Here is a 14,246-nt window from a genome sequence, read left to right on the forward strand (position 1 = left end):
TGGGTCAGGCGTCTGAGGCCTGGTGATCGGAGGGGCGCGGTGGGCGAGGCGGTCTGAGGCCCGGTGTCGGGGGAGGCCGTGGTGGGCGAGACGGACTGATGTCCGGTGTCGGGAAGAGCATTGGCGGGCGCGATGGTCCGAGGCCCGGCGGCGGACAGGAGGGCTGTGGTGGGCGAGGCCGTCCGCGGCTCGCCTGACGGTCGCCGAGCCCTCCGTCACACCTGGGCCGACGCCGGCACCGCGACGCGCTCGATGCGTGGCTTGGCCAGTCGCTCGTAGTCGGCGCCCGAGATGCAGAGCGAGCGGTCGAGCCGGGCCGCGTTGAAGTACAGCTTCGGCTGGGCGACGACATCCGGGTCGGCGACGACTTCGAGGCCGGGGTCGAAGCTGAACGGCAGGACGGTGCCGGGCACGGCGCGGGCCAGCCGCTCGGCGGTCTCCGGGTCGCTGAAGCCGACGTAGCGCGCGTCGAACAGCGCCCGGACGGCGTCCAGGTCCACCCGCCGGTCCCCGGGGACGACCGCGAGGACGTGACGTGTGGTGCGGCGGTCCACTTTCACCCGCAGCACGATGCACTTCGCGGCCTCGGAGGCCGGGTGGCCGCGCAGCGCGCAGACGGCCTCGGTGGCGCCTTCGGGCTCGTGGTCGAGGAGGCGGTAGTCGATGTGGGAGGAGTCGAGCAGGGAGATCAGGTGCTCGTACGTGTCGTGGTGGGGGAGGCCGTGGTGGGTCTGCTCGGGCATGCGGAGTCCTTGTCGAGGTGCGTTGCGGGGGAGTGGGCCGAGGCCCGGGCCGAGGGGAGTCGGAGTTCCGGTGTACTTCGGTGCGCCCGCTCGACCGCCTGCCCCCAATAGGTACCGGCGACCATCAGGGCCGCCCCGAAGCCGGTGAGCGCGGTGAGGTGCTCGCCGCCGAGGGCCACGCCCACCGCGACCGCCCACACCGGCTCGGTGCCCAGCAGCAGACTGGCCCGGCTGGCCGAGGTGCGCTGTACGGCCCAGGTCTGGGCGAGGAAGGCGAACACGCTGCAGAACAGGGCGAGATGGACGAGCTGGGCCCAGATCGCGGGGTCCGCGCGGACCAGCGTCGGCAGGCCATGGGCCGCCATCGGCAGGAACAGGGCCGTGCCGACGAGGGTCTGCACGGTCGTCAGATGCAGCGGGCGGATCGCCCGCCCGGTGGTGAAGCGGCCGACGAGCACGACATGCCCGGCCCGGATCAGCGCGGCGCCGAGCATCAGCAGATCGCCGAGGCGGGGCGAGTCGAAGCCGTTGCCGGACATGAGCAGTCCGACGGCCAGGACACAGACACCGGTCGCGGCGAAGAACGGGACAGGCAGTGCGCCGCGGCGGCCGCCGCGGTCGAGAAACGGGGTGAGGACGATGGTCAGGCTGATGATGAGGCCGGCGTTGGCGGCGGTGGTGTGGGCGACGCCGTACGTCTCCACGACCAGAACCGCGGCCTGCGTCACGCCCAGGGGCACCCCCGCCCGCAGCTCGGCCCGCGTCCACCGGCGCGAGCCGCCCGACCCGCGGCGCCGGGAGGCGACCAGGCCGAGACAGGCGAGGGCGGACAGGGCGTAGCGGGCGAACAGCACGAGCAGGACGGGGAGCGCGGCGGTGGCCGTCTGGGCGGACAGATAGCTGGAGCCCCAGACGATCGCGACAAGGAGGAGTACCGCATCGGTACGGCGGACGTCGGACACGCACCTACGGTGTACCGAAGACAACCCTGAAGCCCAGAACCACTTCCTAAAAGGATCATTTAGCAGAGCTACATCATCCCTACACTGGGGCGATGGACGAACGGCAGTTGCGGATCCTGCGAGAGCTCGGCGAACTGGGCAGTGTCACGGCGGTCGCCGAGGCGCTGCTGGTGACGCCGTCGGCCATCTCCCAGCAGCTGCGGCTGCTGCAGCGCGCGATCCCGGTCCCGCTCACCGAGCGGCAGGGCCGGCGCCTGGTGCTCACCGACGCCGGGCAGGCGCTGGCGGGCGCGGCCATCGAGGTGGAGACGGCGCTGGCACGCGCCCGGCACGCCGTCGAGGGGTTCGTCGAGCGGCCGGAGGGGGAGGTGTCGGTGGCGGCGTTCCACAGCGCGGCCGCCGCGTTCTTCCCGCCGCTGATCGGCGCGCTGTCCGGACCGGGCAAACCGGTGCCGAGGCTCGCCGACGAGGACGTACCGCAGGAGGACTTCCCCCGGCTCACCCGCGAGTACGACATCGTCCTCGCCCACCGCCTCGACCACGCCCCGCCGTGGCCGCGCACGGTGGCCGCGACGACGCTGCTGCGCGAGCCGCTGGACGTGGCGATGCCCGCCGACCACCCGCTGGCCGCGAAACGCCGCGTCACCCCGCGCGACGTGGCCGACGAGCCGTGGATCACCGTGCACGACGGCTTCCCGGTGCTCGCGGTCATCGAAGCCGTCGCCGCAGCGGCCGGCCGCCGCCTCGATCTGGCCCACCGCATCAACGAGTTCGCGGTGGTGGCCGAGGTCGTGGCGGCCGGGGGCGGTATCGCCCTGATGCCGCGCTGGACCGTACGCCCGCACCCGGCCCTCGTCCTGCGGCCGCTCAGCGGCGTCCAGGCGCGCCGCCACATCGACGCCCTGTACCGCCCGGAGCGCACGGCCAGGTCCGCGGTCCGCACGGTCCTGACCGAACTGCGCCGCGCCGCACGCGACATCCAGAGAGAAGACCCTGCCTAGCCGCGCGCCCCGTCCGCAGCGGCGTCGCACTTGCCTTGCCCAAGACTGCGCTCAGAACGGATACCACCGCACCGTCGCATCCCCCTCCCGCAGCGAAGCCACCCGCCGCTCGAACTCGTCCCGGGCCTTCGGATTGCCCGGCGCGTGCTGGGACACCCACGCGCAGCTCGCCGTCTCCCGCGCCCCGCGCAGCACCGCGCACCCCTCCCACTCCCGCACATCCCAGCCGTACGCCTCGACGAACGACTCGTAAGCCGCCGCGGGCAACCCGTACCGATCCCGGGAGAGGGCCATGACCACCAGGTCGTGCTCGCGCAGGTCGGCCGAGAACGTCTCCAGGTCGACCAGCACCGGGCCGTGCGGGCCCACATGCACATTGCGCGGCAGCGCGTCCCCGTGGATCGGGCCCGGCGTCAGACGGGGCGTCAGCCCGGCAGCAGCGGCGGCGAAACCGTCCCGCCGCTCCCGCAGATACGCGGCGTCCGCCGGATCGATCGCGTCCCCCGCAAGGCGCAGCCAACGCTCCACCCCGCCCAGCAGCTCACGCGGCGGCAGCTCGAAGGAGGGGGCGGGCAGGGCGTGCACGACCCGTAGCAGTTCGGCCAAATCGCGTGGCTCGGCGGGCCGTACCGGATCCGGCAGCCGGTGCCACACGGTCACCGGGTGCCCCTCCACCAGCCGCGCCTTGGGCTCGGCGGCCCGCACCGCCGGCACACCCGTCTCCTCCAGCCACACCGCGATGTCCAGCTCGCGCCGCGCCCGGTCGAGGAGTTCGGCGTCGCGGCCCACCTTGACGACCAGGTCACCGGCGGCGAACACCGCGTTCTCGCCCAGGGCGAGCAGTCGCGCGTCCCGCGCCGGGCCGGGCAGCACCTGCGCCGCGGCCAGTACGTCCCGCGCCCGCGCCTCGTCCATCGTCCGTCTCCGTCCGGTCGTACGCCTCCACGGCTGGCGTCGGATTCCCGCCATCCGTGCCCAGTCTCGCATTTGCACAGGTCGGACCGCGTGCGCGCGGCCTTGACGGGGCACGGCGCCTTCACGACCATGACGGGGCCCCGTCCGAGGGCCGCGGCAAAGGGGGATTACGTGACACCGGTGACCCAGGCGGAGCGGCCGGTGAGCGCCGCGCCCGGCGCGAGAGGGCCGCGGCGGGTCCTGGACCGCGGCGCCTGGTTCCTGGTACTCCCCGCGCTGATCCCCATCCTGGTCCTGAGCGTCGGACCGCTGCTCTACGGCATCCTGCTGTCCTTCACCGACGCCCAGTCCGGGCGGACCGAGCCCACCCAGTGGATCGGCGGTCTCAACTTCCGGGACCTGCTGCAGGACACGCTGTTCTGGGAGTCGTTCCGGATCGGCCTGGTCTGGGCGATCGGCGTCACCGTGCCGCAGTTCCTGCTCGCGCTCGGCCTCGCCCTCCTCCTCAACCAGGACCTGCGTCTGCGCTGGCTCGCCCGGGCCCTGGCGATCGTGCCGTGGGCCATGCCCGAGGTCGTCGTCGGCGTCATGTGGCGGCTGGTCTACAACCCCGACGCCGGCATCCTCAACGAGACGCTCCGCGACCTCGGCCTCGGCGACGGCCGCGACTGGCTCAGCGGGCTCGGCACCGCCCTGCCCGCCGTCATCGTCGTCGGCGTCTGGGCCGGCATGCCGACCACGACGGTCGCCCTGCTCGCCGGCCTCCAGAGCACCCCGCGCGAACTGCACGAGGCGGCGGCCGTGGACGGCGCCGGCGCCTGGCGCCGCTTCCGCACCGTCACCTGGCCCGCCCTCAGACCCGTCGCCCTGTCCATCACGGCGCTCAACCTGATCTGGAACTTCAACTCCTTCGCCCTGGTCTACGTGCTCACCAGCGGCGGACCGGGTGGCCGCACCCGGCTGCCCATGCTCTTCGCCTATGAAGAGGCCTTCCGGTACGGGCAGTTCGGCTACGCGGCGGCGATGGGCTGCGTCATGGTCGCGGTGATCTCGATACTCCTCGCCGTCTTCCTCGCCGGCCGGCTCAGGGGAGGTGACCGGGCATGAGGACCAGCCGGGCCGGTCGCGCCGGGCAGTACGTCGCCCTGCTCGCCTACCTCCTCTTCCTCGTCTTCCCCTTCCTCTGGCTGATCTCCACTGCCTTCAAGCCGCCCCGCGAACTGGGCAGCCTGCACCCCACCTGGATCCCCGAGGACCCCACCCTCGCCAACTTCCGCCAGGCCTTCGACGAACAGCCCCTGCTGCACGCCGCCCTCAACTCCCTGATCGCCGCGCTCGGCGCCGCCCTCATCGCCGTACTCCTCGCGACCCCGATGGCCTACGTCATGGCCCGCCACCGCACCCGGCTCGCACGGGCCGCGACCGGCTGGGTCGTCGTCAGCCAGGCGTTCCCCCTCGTCCTGGTGATCATCCCGCTGTTCCTGGTGCTGAAGTACCTGCGGCTGATCAACTCGATGCCGGGGCTGATCATGGTGTACGTGGTGTGGGCGCTGCCGTTCGCGCTGTGGATGCTCGTCGGATACGTCCGTGCCGTGCCGCCCGAGCTGGAGGAGGCGGCGGCCGTCGACGGCGCCGGGCGGCTGCGCACCCTGGTCTCGGTGACCGCGCCGCTGCTGGCGCCCGGGATCGCGGCGACGGGGATGTTCGCGTTCGTCACGGCGTGGAACGAGTTCTTCTTCGCGCTCGTGCTGCTGAAGACCCCGCAGCAGCAGACGCTGCCGGTCGTCCTCACCCACTTCATCGGCGCGGAGGGCGTCGCGGACCTCGGTCCGCTGGCCGCCGCCGCGTTCCTCGCGACGCTGCCCTCGCTGGTGGTGTTCGCGGTCATCCAGCGACGGATCACGGGCGGCATGCTCGCCGGGGCGGTGAAGAACTGATGCGAAGCAAAGCCGTGTTGGGCCTCCTGGTGCTGGCCCTGCTGCTCGCCGGGTGCAGCGGCGACGGCGGTGACTCGGCGGGCGGCCGGATCACCCTGCGCTTCCAGTCCCTGGCCTGGCAGGAGGAGTCCGTCGAGATCAACAAGGAACTGGTGAAGGAGTGGAACGCGACCCACCCGGACGTCAAGGTCGAGTATGTGCAAGGCAGTTGGGAGAGCGTGCACGACCAGCTCCTCACCTCCTTCGAGGGCGGCGACGCCCCGGACATCATCCATGACGCCTCCGACGACCTCGCGGACTTCGCGTACGGCGGCTACCTCGCCGATCTGACCGGACTGCTGCCCGAGCGGCTCAAGTCCGACATCCCGCAGCGAAGTTGGCAGACGGCGACCTTCGGGGACGGGATCTACGGCGTGCCGTTCCTCCAGGAGCCGCGGGTGATCGTCGCCAACGCGAAGTGGCTGAAGGAGGCCGGCGTACGCATTCCGACCCCCGAACGCCCATGGAGCTGGCCCGAGTTCAGAAGCATCACCGCGCAGCTCAGCGGGGACGGCAGATACGGCGTCGCCTGGCCGCTGAAGGAGCCCGTCTCCGCCACCCTCAACCTGTCGCTGTCGTCCGGCGGGCAGCTCTTCCACCGCGGCGCCGACGGCAAGGTCACCATCCGCTTCGAGGCCGCCGACGAGGTCATGCCGCGCACCGTCCACGACCAGGTGGGCACCGACCGCAGCGCCTCGCCCACCACCCTCGGCAGCGGTGGCTCCGACACCCTGCCCGGCTTCTTCGGCGGCCGGTACGCGATGGTCCCGCTCGGCTTCTCCTACCGCCAGCAGATCGTGCAGCAGGCGCCGAAGGGCTTCGACTGGCAGGTGCTGCCCGCCCCGGCGGGCGCCGACGGGCTCACCCAGGGCGTCAGCCCGCAGACCCTGTCCATCGCCGAGGACAGCCCGCACAAACGGGAGGCGGCCCAGTTCATCGACTTCCTGCTCCGTCCCGCGAACATGGTGCGACTCGCACTCGGCGACTGGATGCTGCCCACCGGAACCGAGGCGCTGAAGGACCCGGCCCTGCACACCCCCGAGCACGACTGGGCCACCGGCACCGCCCTCGCCGGCCATCTGCGCTCGGCACCCGCGCAGTCCGTCCGCGGCTACCCGGAGTGGAAGGACAAGGTCGCCACACCCGCCCTCCAGGAGTACTACAGCGGCGCCATCGGCCTCGACGAACTGCGCGAGCGCCTGGAGGAGGACGGGAACCTGGTGCTGGCGCGGTATCAGCGCTGACGTCATGCGGTGCCGGCGTAATTCGGTTGTCCGCGTCACCCCGCCACGCCTAACGTGCGGTCCGTGGCAGCGAACAACGCGATCTGCAACACCGGTCACGGCCGGAGCTGCGCGCACTCCGTACGGATGCGCCGCGGCCCCGGAGCCCTGACCGGCCCGGGGAGCCACGCCGCCCGCTGATCGCGCGCGAGTCCGCTTCTCCCTCTTCATCTCTCCTGTCTTCCGGTCAGGGCCCTCGGCTGCCCTTCTCCCCCTCCACGGAAGACAAGGACCGCAGGCCATGGCCCGCCCCACCCGCGTATCCCGCGCGCTCTCCCAGAACTTCCTCGCCGACCGGGCCGCCGCGGAACGCCTCGCCCGGCTCGCCGTACCGAACCGGCGACACCATCCCCTGCTCCTCGAAGTCGGCGCGGGCAAAGGCGCGTTGACACTGGCGCTCGCCCCGCGCTGCCGCGAGCTGATCGCGTACGAGATCGATCCCCGGCTCGTCCCCGGGCTGCGCGCCCGCTTCTGCGGCGTGCCCCACGTCCGCGTGACCGCCGGTGACTTCCTCGCCGCACGGCCCCCGCGCACGCCGTTCTCCGTCGCCGGCAACGTGCCCTTCTCCCGCACCGCCGCCATCGTCGACTGGTGCCTGCGGGCCCCGGCCCTCACCGACGCCACCCTCCTCACCCAGCTCGAGTACGCCCGCAAGCGCACCGGCGACTACGGCAGTTGGACCCGGCTGACGATCCTGACCTGGCCCTGCCACGAGTGGCGGCTGGTCGGCCGGGTCGGGCGCAGCAGCTTCCGGCCGGTGCCGCGGGTGGACGCCGGGATCGTACGGATCGAGCGGCGCCGCACCCCGCTGCTCGACGCCGGCGCGGACGAGGGCTGGCGGCGGCTGGTCGCGCTGGGCTTCTCCGGGGTCGGCGGCTCGCTGCACGCCTCGCTGTGCCGGGCCCACGCCAGGCGACGGGTCGACGCGGCGTTCCGGGCGGCGCGGCTGGATGCGAGGGCCCTCGTCGGCGAGGTGCCGCCGGGGGCGTGGCTGAGGCTGCACGAAGTGCTGGCGCCATGAAATCGAGTGGTACGAGACGTATCGTCTTGGCTTGCCCTAGCCCGCTTCCTCGTCCACCGCTGGGGGGTGCCCGCGATCTCGCTCTCGCCGAACCTCGTCGCCTGGGAGGGCTACGAGCAGGAGGTCGCCGAGCCGATGTGGGCGGAGCCGAAGAAGACCGAGCGCGGGCAGGCGTACTACCGCCGCTTCCACACCTGGCTGGAGGAGAACGGCATCACCCGGCACCCGGACCCGCTCGCCGGCCGGCCCGACCGCTCGCTCGTTCTCATCCCGCGGGCCCTTCAGCCCAACGCCGACCGCATCGACGAGTCGGTGTACACGTTCGTCGGCGCCTGCCAGGGCGACCGCGGTGCCGAGGGCGACTGGCAGCGCCCGGCGGACGCCGAGAAGGTCGTGCTCGTCTCCCTCGGGTCGACCTTCACCCACCAGCCGGCCGTGTGGACCCGGCCGAGCTGGGGGACGTACCCGCGAATGTCGACGTACGGTCCTGGGTCCCGCAGCTCATCGAGGCGGAGCTCAGGGCGGCCCGGGCATGAGCGAGGGCCCGTTGACTCCCCCGGAGTCAACGGGCCCTGTCCATCGGGCGGGGCGGTCAGACGGGCACCCGCTCGCCCTCGTCGTCCCGGGCGGCCCCCCGCGTCACCGCCTCCGGCGCCTCGTCGTGCGTCAGGTCGGGCAGGCGGTGCAGCCACCTCGGCAGGTACCAGTTGCGCTCGCCCAGCAGGGCCATGACCGCCGGGAGCAGCACGCCCCGGATGATCGTGGCGTCGATGAGGACCGCGGCCGCGAGGCCGACCCCCATCTGCTTCATGGACTGCATGGACAGCGTGCCGAAGATCGCGAACACGGCGACCATGATGACCGCGGCGCTGGTGACGACACCGGCCGTGGTGACCACGCCGTGCTGGATCGCGTCCTTGGTCGTACGGCCCTTCAGCCGCGCCTCGCGGATCCGCGACACCACGAACACGTGGTAGTCCATCGACAGGCCGAACAGGATCACGAACAGGAACAGCGGCAGCCAGGTGATGATGGCGCCGACGCCCTCCGCGCCCACCAGGGATGCTCCCCAGCCGTGCTGGAAGACGGCGACGAGGATGCCGTACGCCGCACCCACCGACAGCAGGTTCAGCACGATCGAGGTGATGGCGATCGTCAGCGAGCGGAACGACAGCAGCATCAGCCCGAAGGCGAAGACCACGACGAACGCGAAGACCGGGATGACCGCTCCGGCCAGTTGGTCGTTGAAGTCCTTCGAGCCCGCGACCTGCCCGGTGATCGGCGCCTCGACGCCGTCCACCTTGCCCAGCGTGGCCGGTCGCACGTCGTCGCGCAGCTTGTCCAGGCTCGTGCCCGCCTTGTCGAGGTCGGAGCCGCCGACCAGCGGGACGTACACGAAGGCGATGTTCTGCTCGTCGTGCAGCTTGATCTCGACCGGGCCGCGCGAGGCGCCCGAACTGACCGCCCGCTCACGGAAGTCGGCGAGCGCGGACTTCACCTCGGGTGCGTTGATGTCGTTCGCCTTGACGACCACCTCGGCCGGTTCGGAACCGCCGGGGAAGGCCTCGTTGAGCCGGTTGTACGTCTGCACGATGGGCAGCGAGTCGCCGAACTCCTTGTCCAGCGTGAGCTGCTGGGTCTTCATGCCGAGCGCGGGAGCCGCGATGGCCAGCAGCGCACCGGCCGCGACCACGACCGAGATCACCGGACGCGCGAGCACCCCCTTGAGGACGGCCGTCCAGAACCGGCTCTCGCGGCCCGCGTCAGCCCGCTTGCGGCGCAGCTTGCTCTCCGGGTGCAGGAACGGGATCTTGCCCTTCTCGACCCGCTCGCCCAGCAGCGACAGCAGCGCCGGCAGCACCGTCACCGACCCGACCATGGCGACCGCCACGACCATCAGCGACGCCAGGCCCATCGCCTCGAACTCGGCGAGACCGGTGAACAGCATGCCCGCCATCGCCACGCACACCGTGACACCGGAGACGATGATCGCGCGGCCGCTGGTGGCGGCGGCGACCCGCAGCGCGGTCTGCGGGTCCCGGCCGGCCTGGCGCTCCTCGCGCTCCCGGCGCAGGTAGAACAGGCAGTAGTCGACGCCGACGGCGAGGCCGACCAGCAGCATCACGGAGCTGGCGGCGTCGGTCATCGGCATGGCATGACTGACGACGCCCATCAGGCCCATCGTCGCCATGATCGCGGTGATCGCCAGCAGCACCGGCAGCAGGGCCGCCACCAGCGCGCCGAAGGCGATCAGCAGAATGCCGAGGGCCACCGGCACCGCGGAGTACTCGGCCTTCTGGAAGTCGTCCCCGAACGCGTCGTCGAACGTCTTCATCATGCTCGCGCCGCCGATCTCCTCGATCCGCAGCGACTCGTGGTCCTTCTGGACGTCCCCGACGGCCTTCAGCACCGGCTCCACGCGCTCACCCGCGGTGTCCGACTCACCGCGCATGTCGAACTGCACCAGCGCGCTGCGGCCGTCCTTGGAGATCGTCTGTGTGTCGTACGGCGATGTCACGTCCGTGACCTCGCCGGTGCCCTCGACGGCGTCGACGACCGCGGTGACGGCGGAACGGAACTCGTCGTCGGTGGCCTTGAGCGAGCCGTCCCTGGCCTGGATCAGGACGACTTCACTGGCCGGCTCCTCGATCCCGGCGTCCTCGATGATCTTGGCTGCGGTGTGTGTCTCGCCCTTGAGCTGGTCGCTGTCCTTGACGTCGACCCGGCCCGCCGCCGAACCGAGTCCCATCGCCAGGACGACGAACAGCACCCAGATGCCGACGGCGGCCCATCGGTGCCGGGCGCTCCAGCCGCCGGCCCGGGCGGCGAGGCCCCGGACCCGCGAGTCTCCGTTCCCCATGACGGGCTTGCCCCCTCGTATTGCGGTGCCGGCCCCCTGCCGTCACCTTTCGTTTCGAAGGTATGGGCCGGATAAAGCCATCTCGTCGTGCTGCCCGGTGAAGTACGGCGACCAGAACTCCTCCCCTTGGACGCCGGGCTCTCCGCACTGGGGAGGACGTCGGCCCCTTACATCTATCCCGCGGTGTCGGGGGCGGTGATCAGGGAGGCGGAGGTTGTGCTCTTGCTGACCGGTAAGTAACTTACGGGTCCGGGCGGTCGTCGTGCCCACCCCCACGGGGCATGACGGCCGCCTTAAGGTGGCCGGATGACGACGACGTATGCGGCGCTGCTCCGGGGCATCAATGTGGGCGGCAGCAGAAAAGTCCCGATGGCCGAGCTGCGCACCCTGATGACCGGCCTCGGCTACGACGGCGTACGCACCCATCTCCAGAGCGGACAGGCCGTGTTCGCCTCCGACCACGGTGACGAGGAGTCCCTCGCCGCGGAGCTCGCGTCGGCGATCGAGAGGCACTTCGGCTTCGCCGTGGACGTCATCGTGCGCGACCACGCCTACCTCAGGGCGATCGTCGACAACTGCCCCTTCCCCGTAGCCGAGTTGGAGCCCAAGCAGCTCCATGTCACCTACTTCTCCGCCCCGGTCGACGCCGAGCGCTTCGCGGAGATCGACCAGGCCGCCTACCTCCCGGAGGAGTTCCGGCTCGGCGATCGCGCCCTGTACCTGTACGCCCCGAACGGCCTGGGCCGCTCCAAGCTCGCCGAAATCCTCTCGCGGCCCCGGCTCAACAAGGGTTTGATCGCCACCAGCCGCAACTGGAACACCGTCGTGAAACTCGTGGAGATGACCAGTGACTGAGCAGGATTCCGCCGTGCAGGCCGCCATCGCCGGCGAACTGAGGCTGCTCGACCCGCAGGTGCGCCGCTCGCCGGAACTGCTCGGGTCGCTGCTGCACCCCGAGTTCCACGAGTTCGGCGCGTCGGGACGGCGCTGGGACAAGGCGTCGACCGTGAACCGCCTGCCCCGGGACACCGATCCGGCGGACCGGTACGTCGTCACGTCCGGGATCGAGGGCGTCCGGCTCGCCCCGGACGTCGTCCACCTCACCTTCGACACGGTGTACAACGGCAGGCACGCACACCGCAGTTCACTGTGGCGGCTGACGGACGACGGCTGGCAGATGTACTTCCATCAGGGGACGCCGTTCACCCCTGAGGGGGAGTGACCGTGCGTTACGTCATCATCGGGGCCGGAGCGGTCGGCGGCGTCATCGGCGGCCGGCTCGCGGGCTCGGGACACGAGGTCGTCCTGGTCGCCCGGGGCGCCCATCTCGAGGCCCTACGGGATCGCGGCCTGCGGCTCAGGGTGCCGGAGGGCGAGCTGACCCACCGGCTGCCGGCCGTCGACGGCCCGGCCGCCCTCGGCGAGCTGCGGCCCGACGACGTCCTCGTCCTCGCCGTGAAGACACAGGACAGCGTGGCCGCGCTGCAGACGTGGGGGCCGGCCCCCGTCGCGGGCGGCGGTACAGCCGCCGAACGGCTCCCGCTGGTCTGCGCGCAGAACGGCGTCGAGAGCCAGCGCCTCGCCCTGCGGCTCTTCCGACGCGTCTACGGCGTCTGCGTCTGGCTGCCGTCGACGTACGTCGAACCCGGCGTCGTCTCCGCCGCAGGCAGCCCCCTCACCGGCATCCTCCACCTCGGCCGCCATCCGCACGGCACCGACGAGACCGCCCTCCTCATCGCCGCCGACCTGGAGAAGTCGCACTTCGAGGCGCCGGTCGTGGCGGACGTGGCGCGCTGGCAGTACGCCAAGCTGCTGGCCAACCTCGGCAACGCCCTGGAGGCGGTGACCGGCCCCGTCGACAGCGAGGAGGCCGCCGAGCTGTTCCGGCGGGTGCGGGCCGAGGGCGCGGCCGTGCTCGCCGCCGCCGGGATCCCGTACGCGAGCACGGAGGAGCAGCGGGCGGTACGGGGCGACAAGGTCACCCTCGTCCCCCTCGACGGCGCCCCGCGCGGCGGCGGCTCCTCCTGGCAGTCCCTGATCCGTGGCACCGGCACCATCGAGGCCGACTACCTCAACGGCGAGATCGTCCTGCTGGGCCGGCTGCACGGCGTGCCGACCCCGCTGAACGAGCTGCTCCAGCACCTCGCCGACACCTTCGCGCGCGAGCGGCGGGCGGCGGGATCGATGCCCGTGGGGGAGCTGGTGCGACTGGCCGGGGAGGCGGTTGTCAACACACGGGGGTGATCTCGTGCCCGGTGGGCTCAACAGCAGGACAAAAGGCGGTCGTTGTCCCTAGGGTGATCGGCGCCAGGACGGCGGTGTCACAGGAGGCGGGACAGTGAGCGGCTACAACAGCCCCGACATCAACGGGCCGGCCCACGCCGGTGCCGACCCGGAGGCGATGCTGATCCTCGCGGAGCGGCTTGTCGAGAGCCTGAGCTTCGAGAACCCGGCGCTGCTCCCACAGGGGGAGATCATCAGGACCGAGCTGGGCCATGCCGCACAGGACGGCCTGCCCGCCAACCGAGGCCGTATCCGCTTCGCCCTGGAGGCCATCGGCACCGGTGTGTCGGCAGGCAGCGGCAGCCTGGCCCTGGTCCAGGAGATCGCCCGCGCCCTCGACCTGTGACACCGGTCGCGGCGCGGACATTCAGAACGCCCCTAGGCCCCGACCGCCGCCAGCACCGGCACGCGCGCCGCGTCGTAGCGCTCCAGCAGCACCCGCGCCACCTCGGGCGCCGGTCCCAGCACGTCCGCCAGCACATTCGCCTCGGCCGCGCCCCGCGCGATGCGGTCCGGGAGGAATCCGGGGGCCAGGACGTACGGCGCCACGGCGACCCGTTCACAGCCGAGGGCGCGCAACTCGCGCACCGCGTCCTCGGTGCGGGGAAGAGATGCGGAGGCGAACGCAGGCCGCACGGCGCACCAACCGGTGTGCCGCCACTCCCGCGCGATTTCTGCGATCACTGCGATCGCCTCCGGGTCGGTGGACCCCGCCGAGGCCAGGACGACCCCGGTCGAGGACTTGTCGGCGGGCGTCAGTCCCGCCTCGTACAGTCGGCGTTCCAGGGCCGACAGCAGCAGCGGCGACGGGCCCAGCACCTCCGTCTGCCGGATCCGCAGCGTCGGCGGCGCGTCCCGCAGGACCGCCGGGATGTCGGCCTTCGCGTGGAAGGCGCGGGTCAGCAGCAGGGGGAGGGCCACCACGTCCCGGACGCCCTGAGCCGCCAGCGACTCCAGCACTCCCTGCACGGACGGGATGTTGAAGTCCAGGAAGCCGGTCTCCACCCGTACGTCCGGGCGTAGCGCCCGGACCCGCCGTACGAGGGCGTGCACGGTCGCGGCGTGCCGCGGGTCGCGGCTGCCGTGGGCGATGACGAGAAGAACCGGCTTGGTGATCACAGGACCTCAGCTCCTTGCCAGCAGGCCGCGGCTGCGCAGTACCCATCGCTCGAGTGGGCTGAAGATCAGCAGGTCGATGGCGA

Annotated in this window: 14 protein-coding genes and 1 pseudogene; 10 read left to right on the forward strand and 5 right to left on the reverse strand. The window is 71.9% G+C overall.

Annotation, left to right across the window (positions count from 1 at the left end; translation table 11 throughout):
* Positions 1-215: 215 nt before the first annotated feature.
* Both ACP4J3_RS49550 and ACP4J3_RS49555 read right to left on the reverse strand, forming a co-directional pair.
* Positions 216-743 carry a YbaK/EbsC family protein gene (locus tag ACP4J3_RS49550; RefSeq protein WP_426544681.1) on the reverse strand — a complete coding sequence of 176 codons (528 nt, stop codon included), beginning with the start codon at positions 741-743 and terminating at the stop codon, positions 216-218.
* Entirely contained in the window at positions 689-1,705 is a 1,017-nt protein-coding gene (locus tag ACP4J3_RS49555) for a DMT family transporter (RefSeq protein ID WP_426544683.1), read from the reverse strand. Before ACP4J3_RS49555 ends, ACP4J3_RS49550 begins: the two co-directional genes overlap by 55 nt.
* Before the next feature lie 92 nt (positions 1,706-1,797).
* On the opposite strand from ACP4J3_RS49555, the gene ACP4J3_RS49560 reads away from it, so the two are divergent.
* Positions 1,798-2,706, forward strand: coding sequence for a LysR family transcriptional regulator (locus tag ACP4J3_RS49560; protein ID WP_426544685.1), 909 nt, complete (start codon positions 1,798-1,800; stop codon positions 2,704-2,706).
* 51 nt (positions 2,707-2,757) lie between these two features.
* Here ACP4J3_RS49560 and ACP4J3_RS49565 read toward each other — a convergent pair whose 3' ends face one another.
* The gene (locus ACP4J3_RS49565; RefSeq protein ID WP_426544687.1) at positions 2,758-3,621 is read right to left on the reverse strand and encodes a phosphotransferase enzyme family protein; all 864 of its coding nucleotides are present in this window, start codon (positions 3,619-3,621) and stop codon (positions 2,758-2,760) included.
* Positions 3,622-3,792: 171 nt separating this feature from the next.
* On the opposite strand from ACP4J3_RS49565, the gene ACP4J3_RS49570 reads away from it, so the two are divergent.
* From ACP4J3_RS49570 to ACP4J3_RS49590, 5 genes and pseudogenes are all read left to right on the forward strand, one after another.
* Positions 3,793-4,728, forward strand: coding sequence for a carbohydrate ABC transporter permease (locus tag ACP4J3_RS49570; RefSeq protein WP_426544689.1), 936 nt, complete (start codon positions 3,793-3,795; stop codon positions 4,726-4,728).
* Positions 4,725-5,558 (forward strand): carbohydrate ABC transporter permease, encoded by an 834-nt coding sequence (locus ACP4J3_RS49575; RefSeq protein WP_426544691.1) that lies wholly within the window; start codon positions 4,725-4,727, stop codon positions 5,556-5,558. The genes ACP4J3_RS49570 and ACP4J3_RS49575 overlap by 4 nt, the downstream gene beginning before the upstream one ends.
* Positions 5,558-6,841, forward strand: a complete 1,284-nt coding sequence (locus ACP4J3_RS49580) for an ABC transporter substrate-binding protein (protein ID WP_426544693.1) — start codon at positions 5,558-5,560, stop codon at positions 6,839-6,841. The genes ACP4J3_RS49575 and ACP4J3_RS49580 overlap by 1 nt, the downstream gene beginning before the upstream one ends.
* Positions 6,842-7,121: 280 nt before the next feature.
* Positions 7,122-7,901 (forward strand): ErmE/ErmH/ErmO/ErmR family 23S rRNA (adenine(2058)-N(6))-methyltransferase, encoded by a 780-nt coding sequence (gene erm, locus ACP4J3_RS49585; protein ID WP_426544695.1) that lies wholly within the window; start codon positions 7,122-7,124, stop codon positions 7,899-7,901.
* Positions 7,902-7,907: 6 nt separating this feature from the next.
* Positions 7,908-8,404, forward strand: a pseudogene (locus tag ACP4J3_RS49590) (glycosyl transferase); the annotation flags it as partial.
* Positions 8,405-8,493: 89 nt separating this feature from the next.
* Here the strand turns inward: ACP4J3_RS49590 and ACP4J3_RS49595 are convergent.
* Positions 8,494-10,761: an MMPL family transporter gene (locus ACP4J3_RS49595; protein WP_426544697.1), complete on the reverse strand. Its 2,268-nt coding sequence runs from the start codon at positions 10,759-10,761 to the stop codon at positions 8,494-8,496.
* A gap of 306 nt (positions 10,762-11,067) precedes the next feature.
* Between ACP4J3_RS49595 and ACP4J3_RS49600 the strand changes: the two genes are divergently transcribed.
* The 4 genes from ACP4J3_RS49600 to ACP4J3_RS49615 all read left to right on the forward strand — a co-directional run bounded on the left by ACP4J3_RS49600 (position 11,068) and on the right by ACP4J3_RS49615 (position 13,390).
* Positions 11,068-11,616: a DUF1697 domain-containing protein gene (locus tag ACP4J3_RS49600; RefSeq protein WP_426544699.1), complete on the forward strand. Its 549-nt coding sequence runs from the start codon at positions 11,068-11,070 to the stop codon at positions 11,614-11,616.
* A complete protein-coding gene (locus ACP4J3_RS49605) occupies positions 11,609-11,983 on the forward strand; it encodes a DUF4440 domain-containing protein (protein ID WP_426544701.1) in 375 nt (124 codons plus the stop codon). Before ACP4J3_RS49600 ends, ACP4J3_RS49605 begins: the two co-directional genes overlap by 8 nt.
* A gap of 2 nt (positions 11,984-11,985) precedes the next feature.
* Positions 11,986-13,005: a ketopantoate reductase family protein gene (locus ACP4J3_RS49610; protein ID WP_426544703.1), complete on the forward strand. Its 1,020-nt coding sequence runs from the start codon at positions 11,986-11,988 to the stop codon at positions 13,003-13,005.
* Positions 13,006-13,099: 94 nt separating this feature from the next.
* Positions 13,100-13,390: a hypothetical protein gene (locus tag ACP4J3_RS49615; RefSeq protein ID WP_426544705.1), complete on the forward strand. Its 291-nt coding sequence runs from the start codon at positions 13,100-13,102 to the stop codon at positions 13,388-13,390.
* A 32-nt stretch (positions 13,391-13,422) separates the two neighbouring features.
* Here ACP4J3_RS49615 and ACP4J3_RS49620 read toward each other — a convergent pair whose 3' ends face one another.
* Positions 13,423-14,163 (reverse strand): sirohydrochlorin chelatase, encoded by a 741-nt coding sequence (locus ACP4J3_RS49620; RefSeq protein ID WP_426544707.1) that lies wholly within the window; start codon positions 14,161-14,163, stop codon positions 13,423-13,425.
* Between the last annotated feature and the right edge of the window lie 83 nt (positions 14,164-14,246).

Source organism: Streptomyces sp. UG1 (genome assembly GCF_049974585.1).
Lineage (GTDB): Bacteria > Actinomycetota > Actinomycetes > Streptomycetales > Streptomycetaceae > Streptomyces.

What these genes read in the sequence shown, in the direction of transcription:
- ACP4J3_RS49575 (WP_426544691.1), top strand. Translation starts at nt 4,725, where the DNA reads ATGAGGACCAGCCGGGCCGGTCGCGCCGGGCAGTACGTCGCCCTGCTC.
- ACP4J3_RS49550 (WP_426544681.1), bottom strand. Translation starts at nt 743, where the DNA reads ATGCCCGAGCAGACCCACCACGGCCTCCCCCACCACGACACGTACGAG.
- ACP4J3_RS49565 (WP_426544687.1), bottom strand. Translation starts at nt 3,621, where the DNA reads ATGGACGAGGCGCGGGCGCGGGACGTACTGGCCGCGGCGCAGGTGCTG.
- ACP4J3_RS49595 (WP_426544697.1), bottom strand. Translation starts at nt 10,761, where the DNA reads ATGGGGAACGGAGACTCGCGGGTCCGGGGCCTCGCCGCCCGGGCCGGC.
- erm (WP_426544695.1), top strand. Translation starts at nt 7,122, where the DNA reads ATGGCCCGCCCCACCCGCGTATCCCGCGCGCTCTCCCAGAACTTCCTC.
- ACP4J3_RS49560 (WP_426544685.1), top strand. Translation starts at nt 1,798, where the DNA reads ATGGACGAACGGCAGTTGCGGATCCTGCGAGAGCTCGGCGAACTGGGC.
- ACP4J3_RS49600 (WP_426544699.1), top strand. Translation starts at nt 11,068, where the DNA reads ATGACGACGACGTATGCGGCGCTGCTCCGGGGCATCAATGTGGGCGGC.
- ACP4J3_RS49580 (WP_426544693.1), top strand. Translation starts at nt 5,558, where the DNA reads ATGCGAAGCAAAGCCGTGTTGGGCCTCCTGGTGCTGGCCCTGCTGCTC.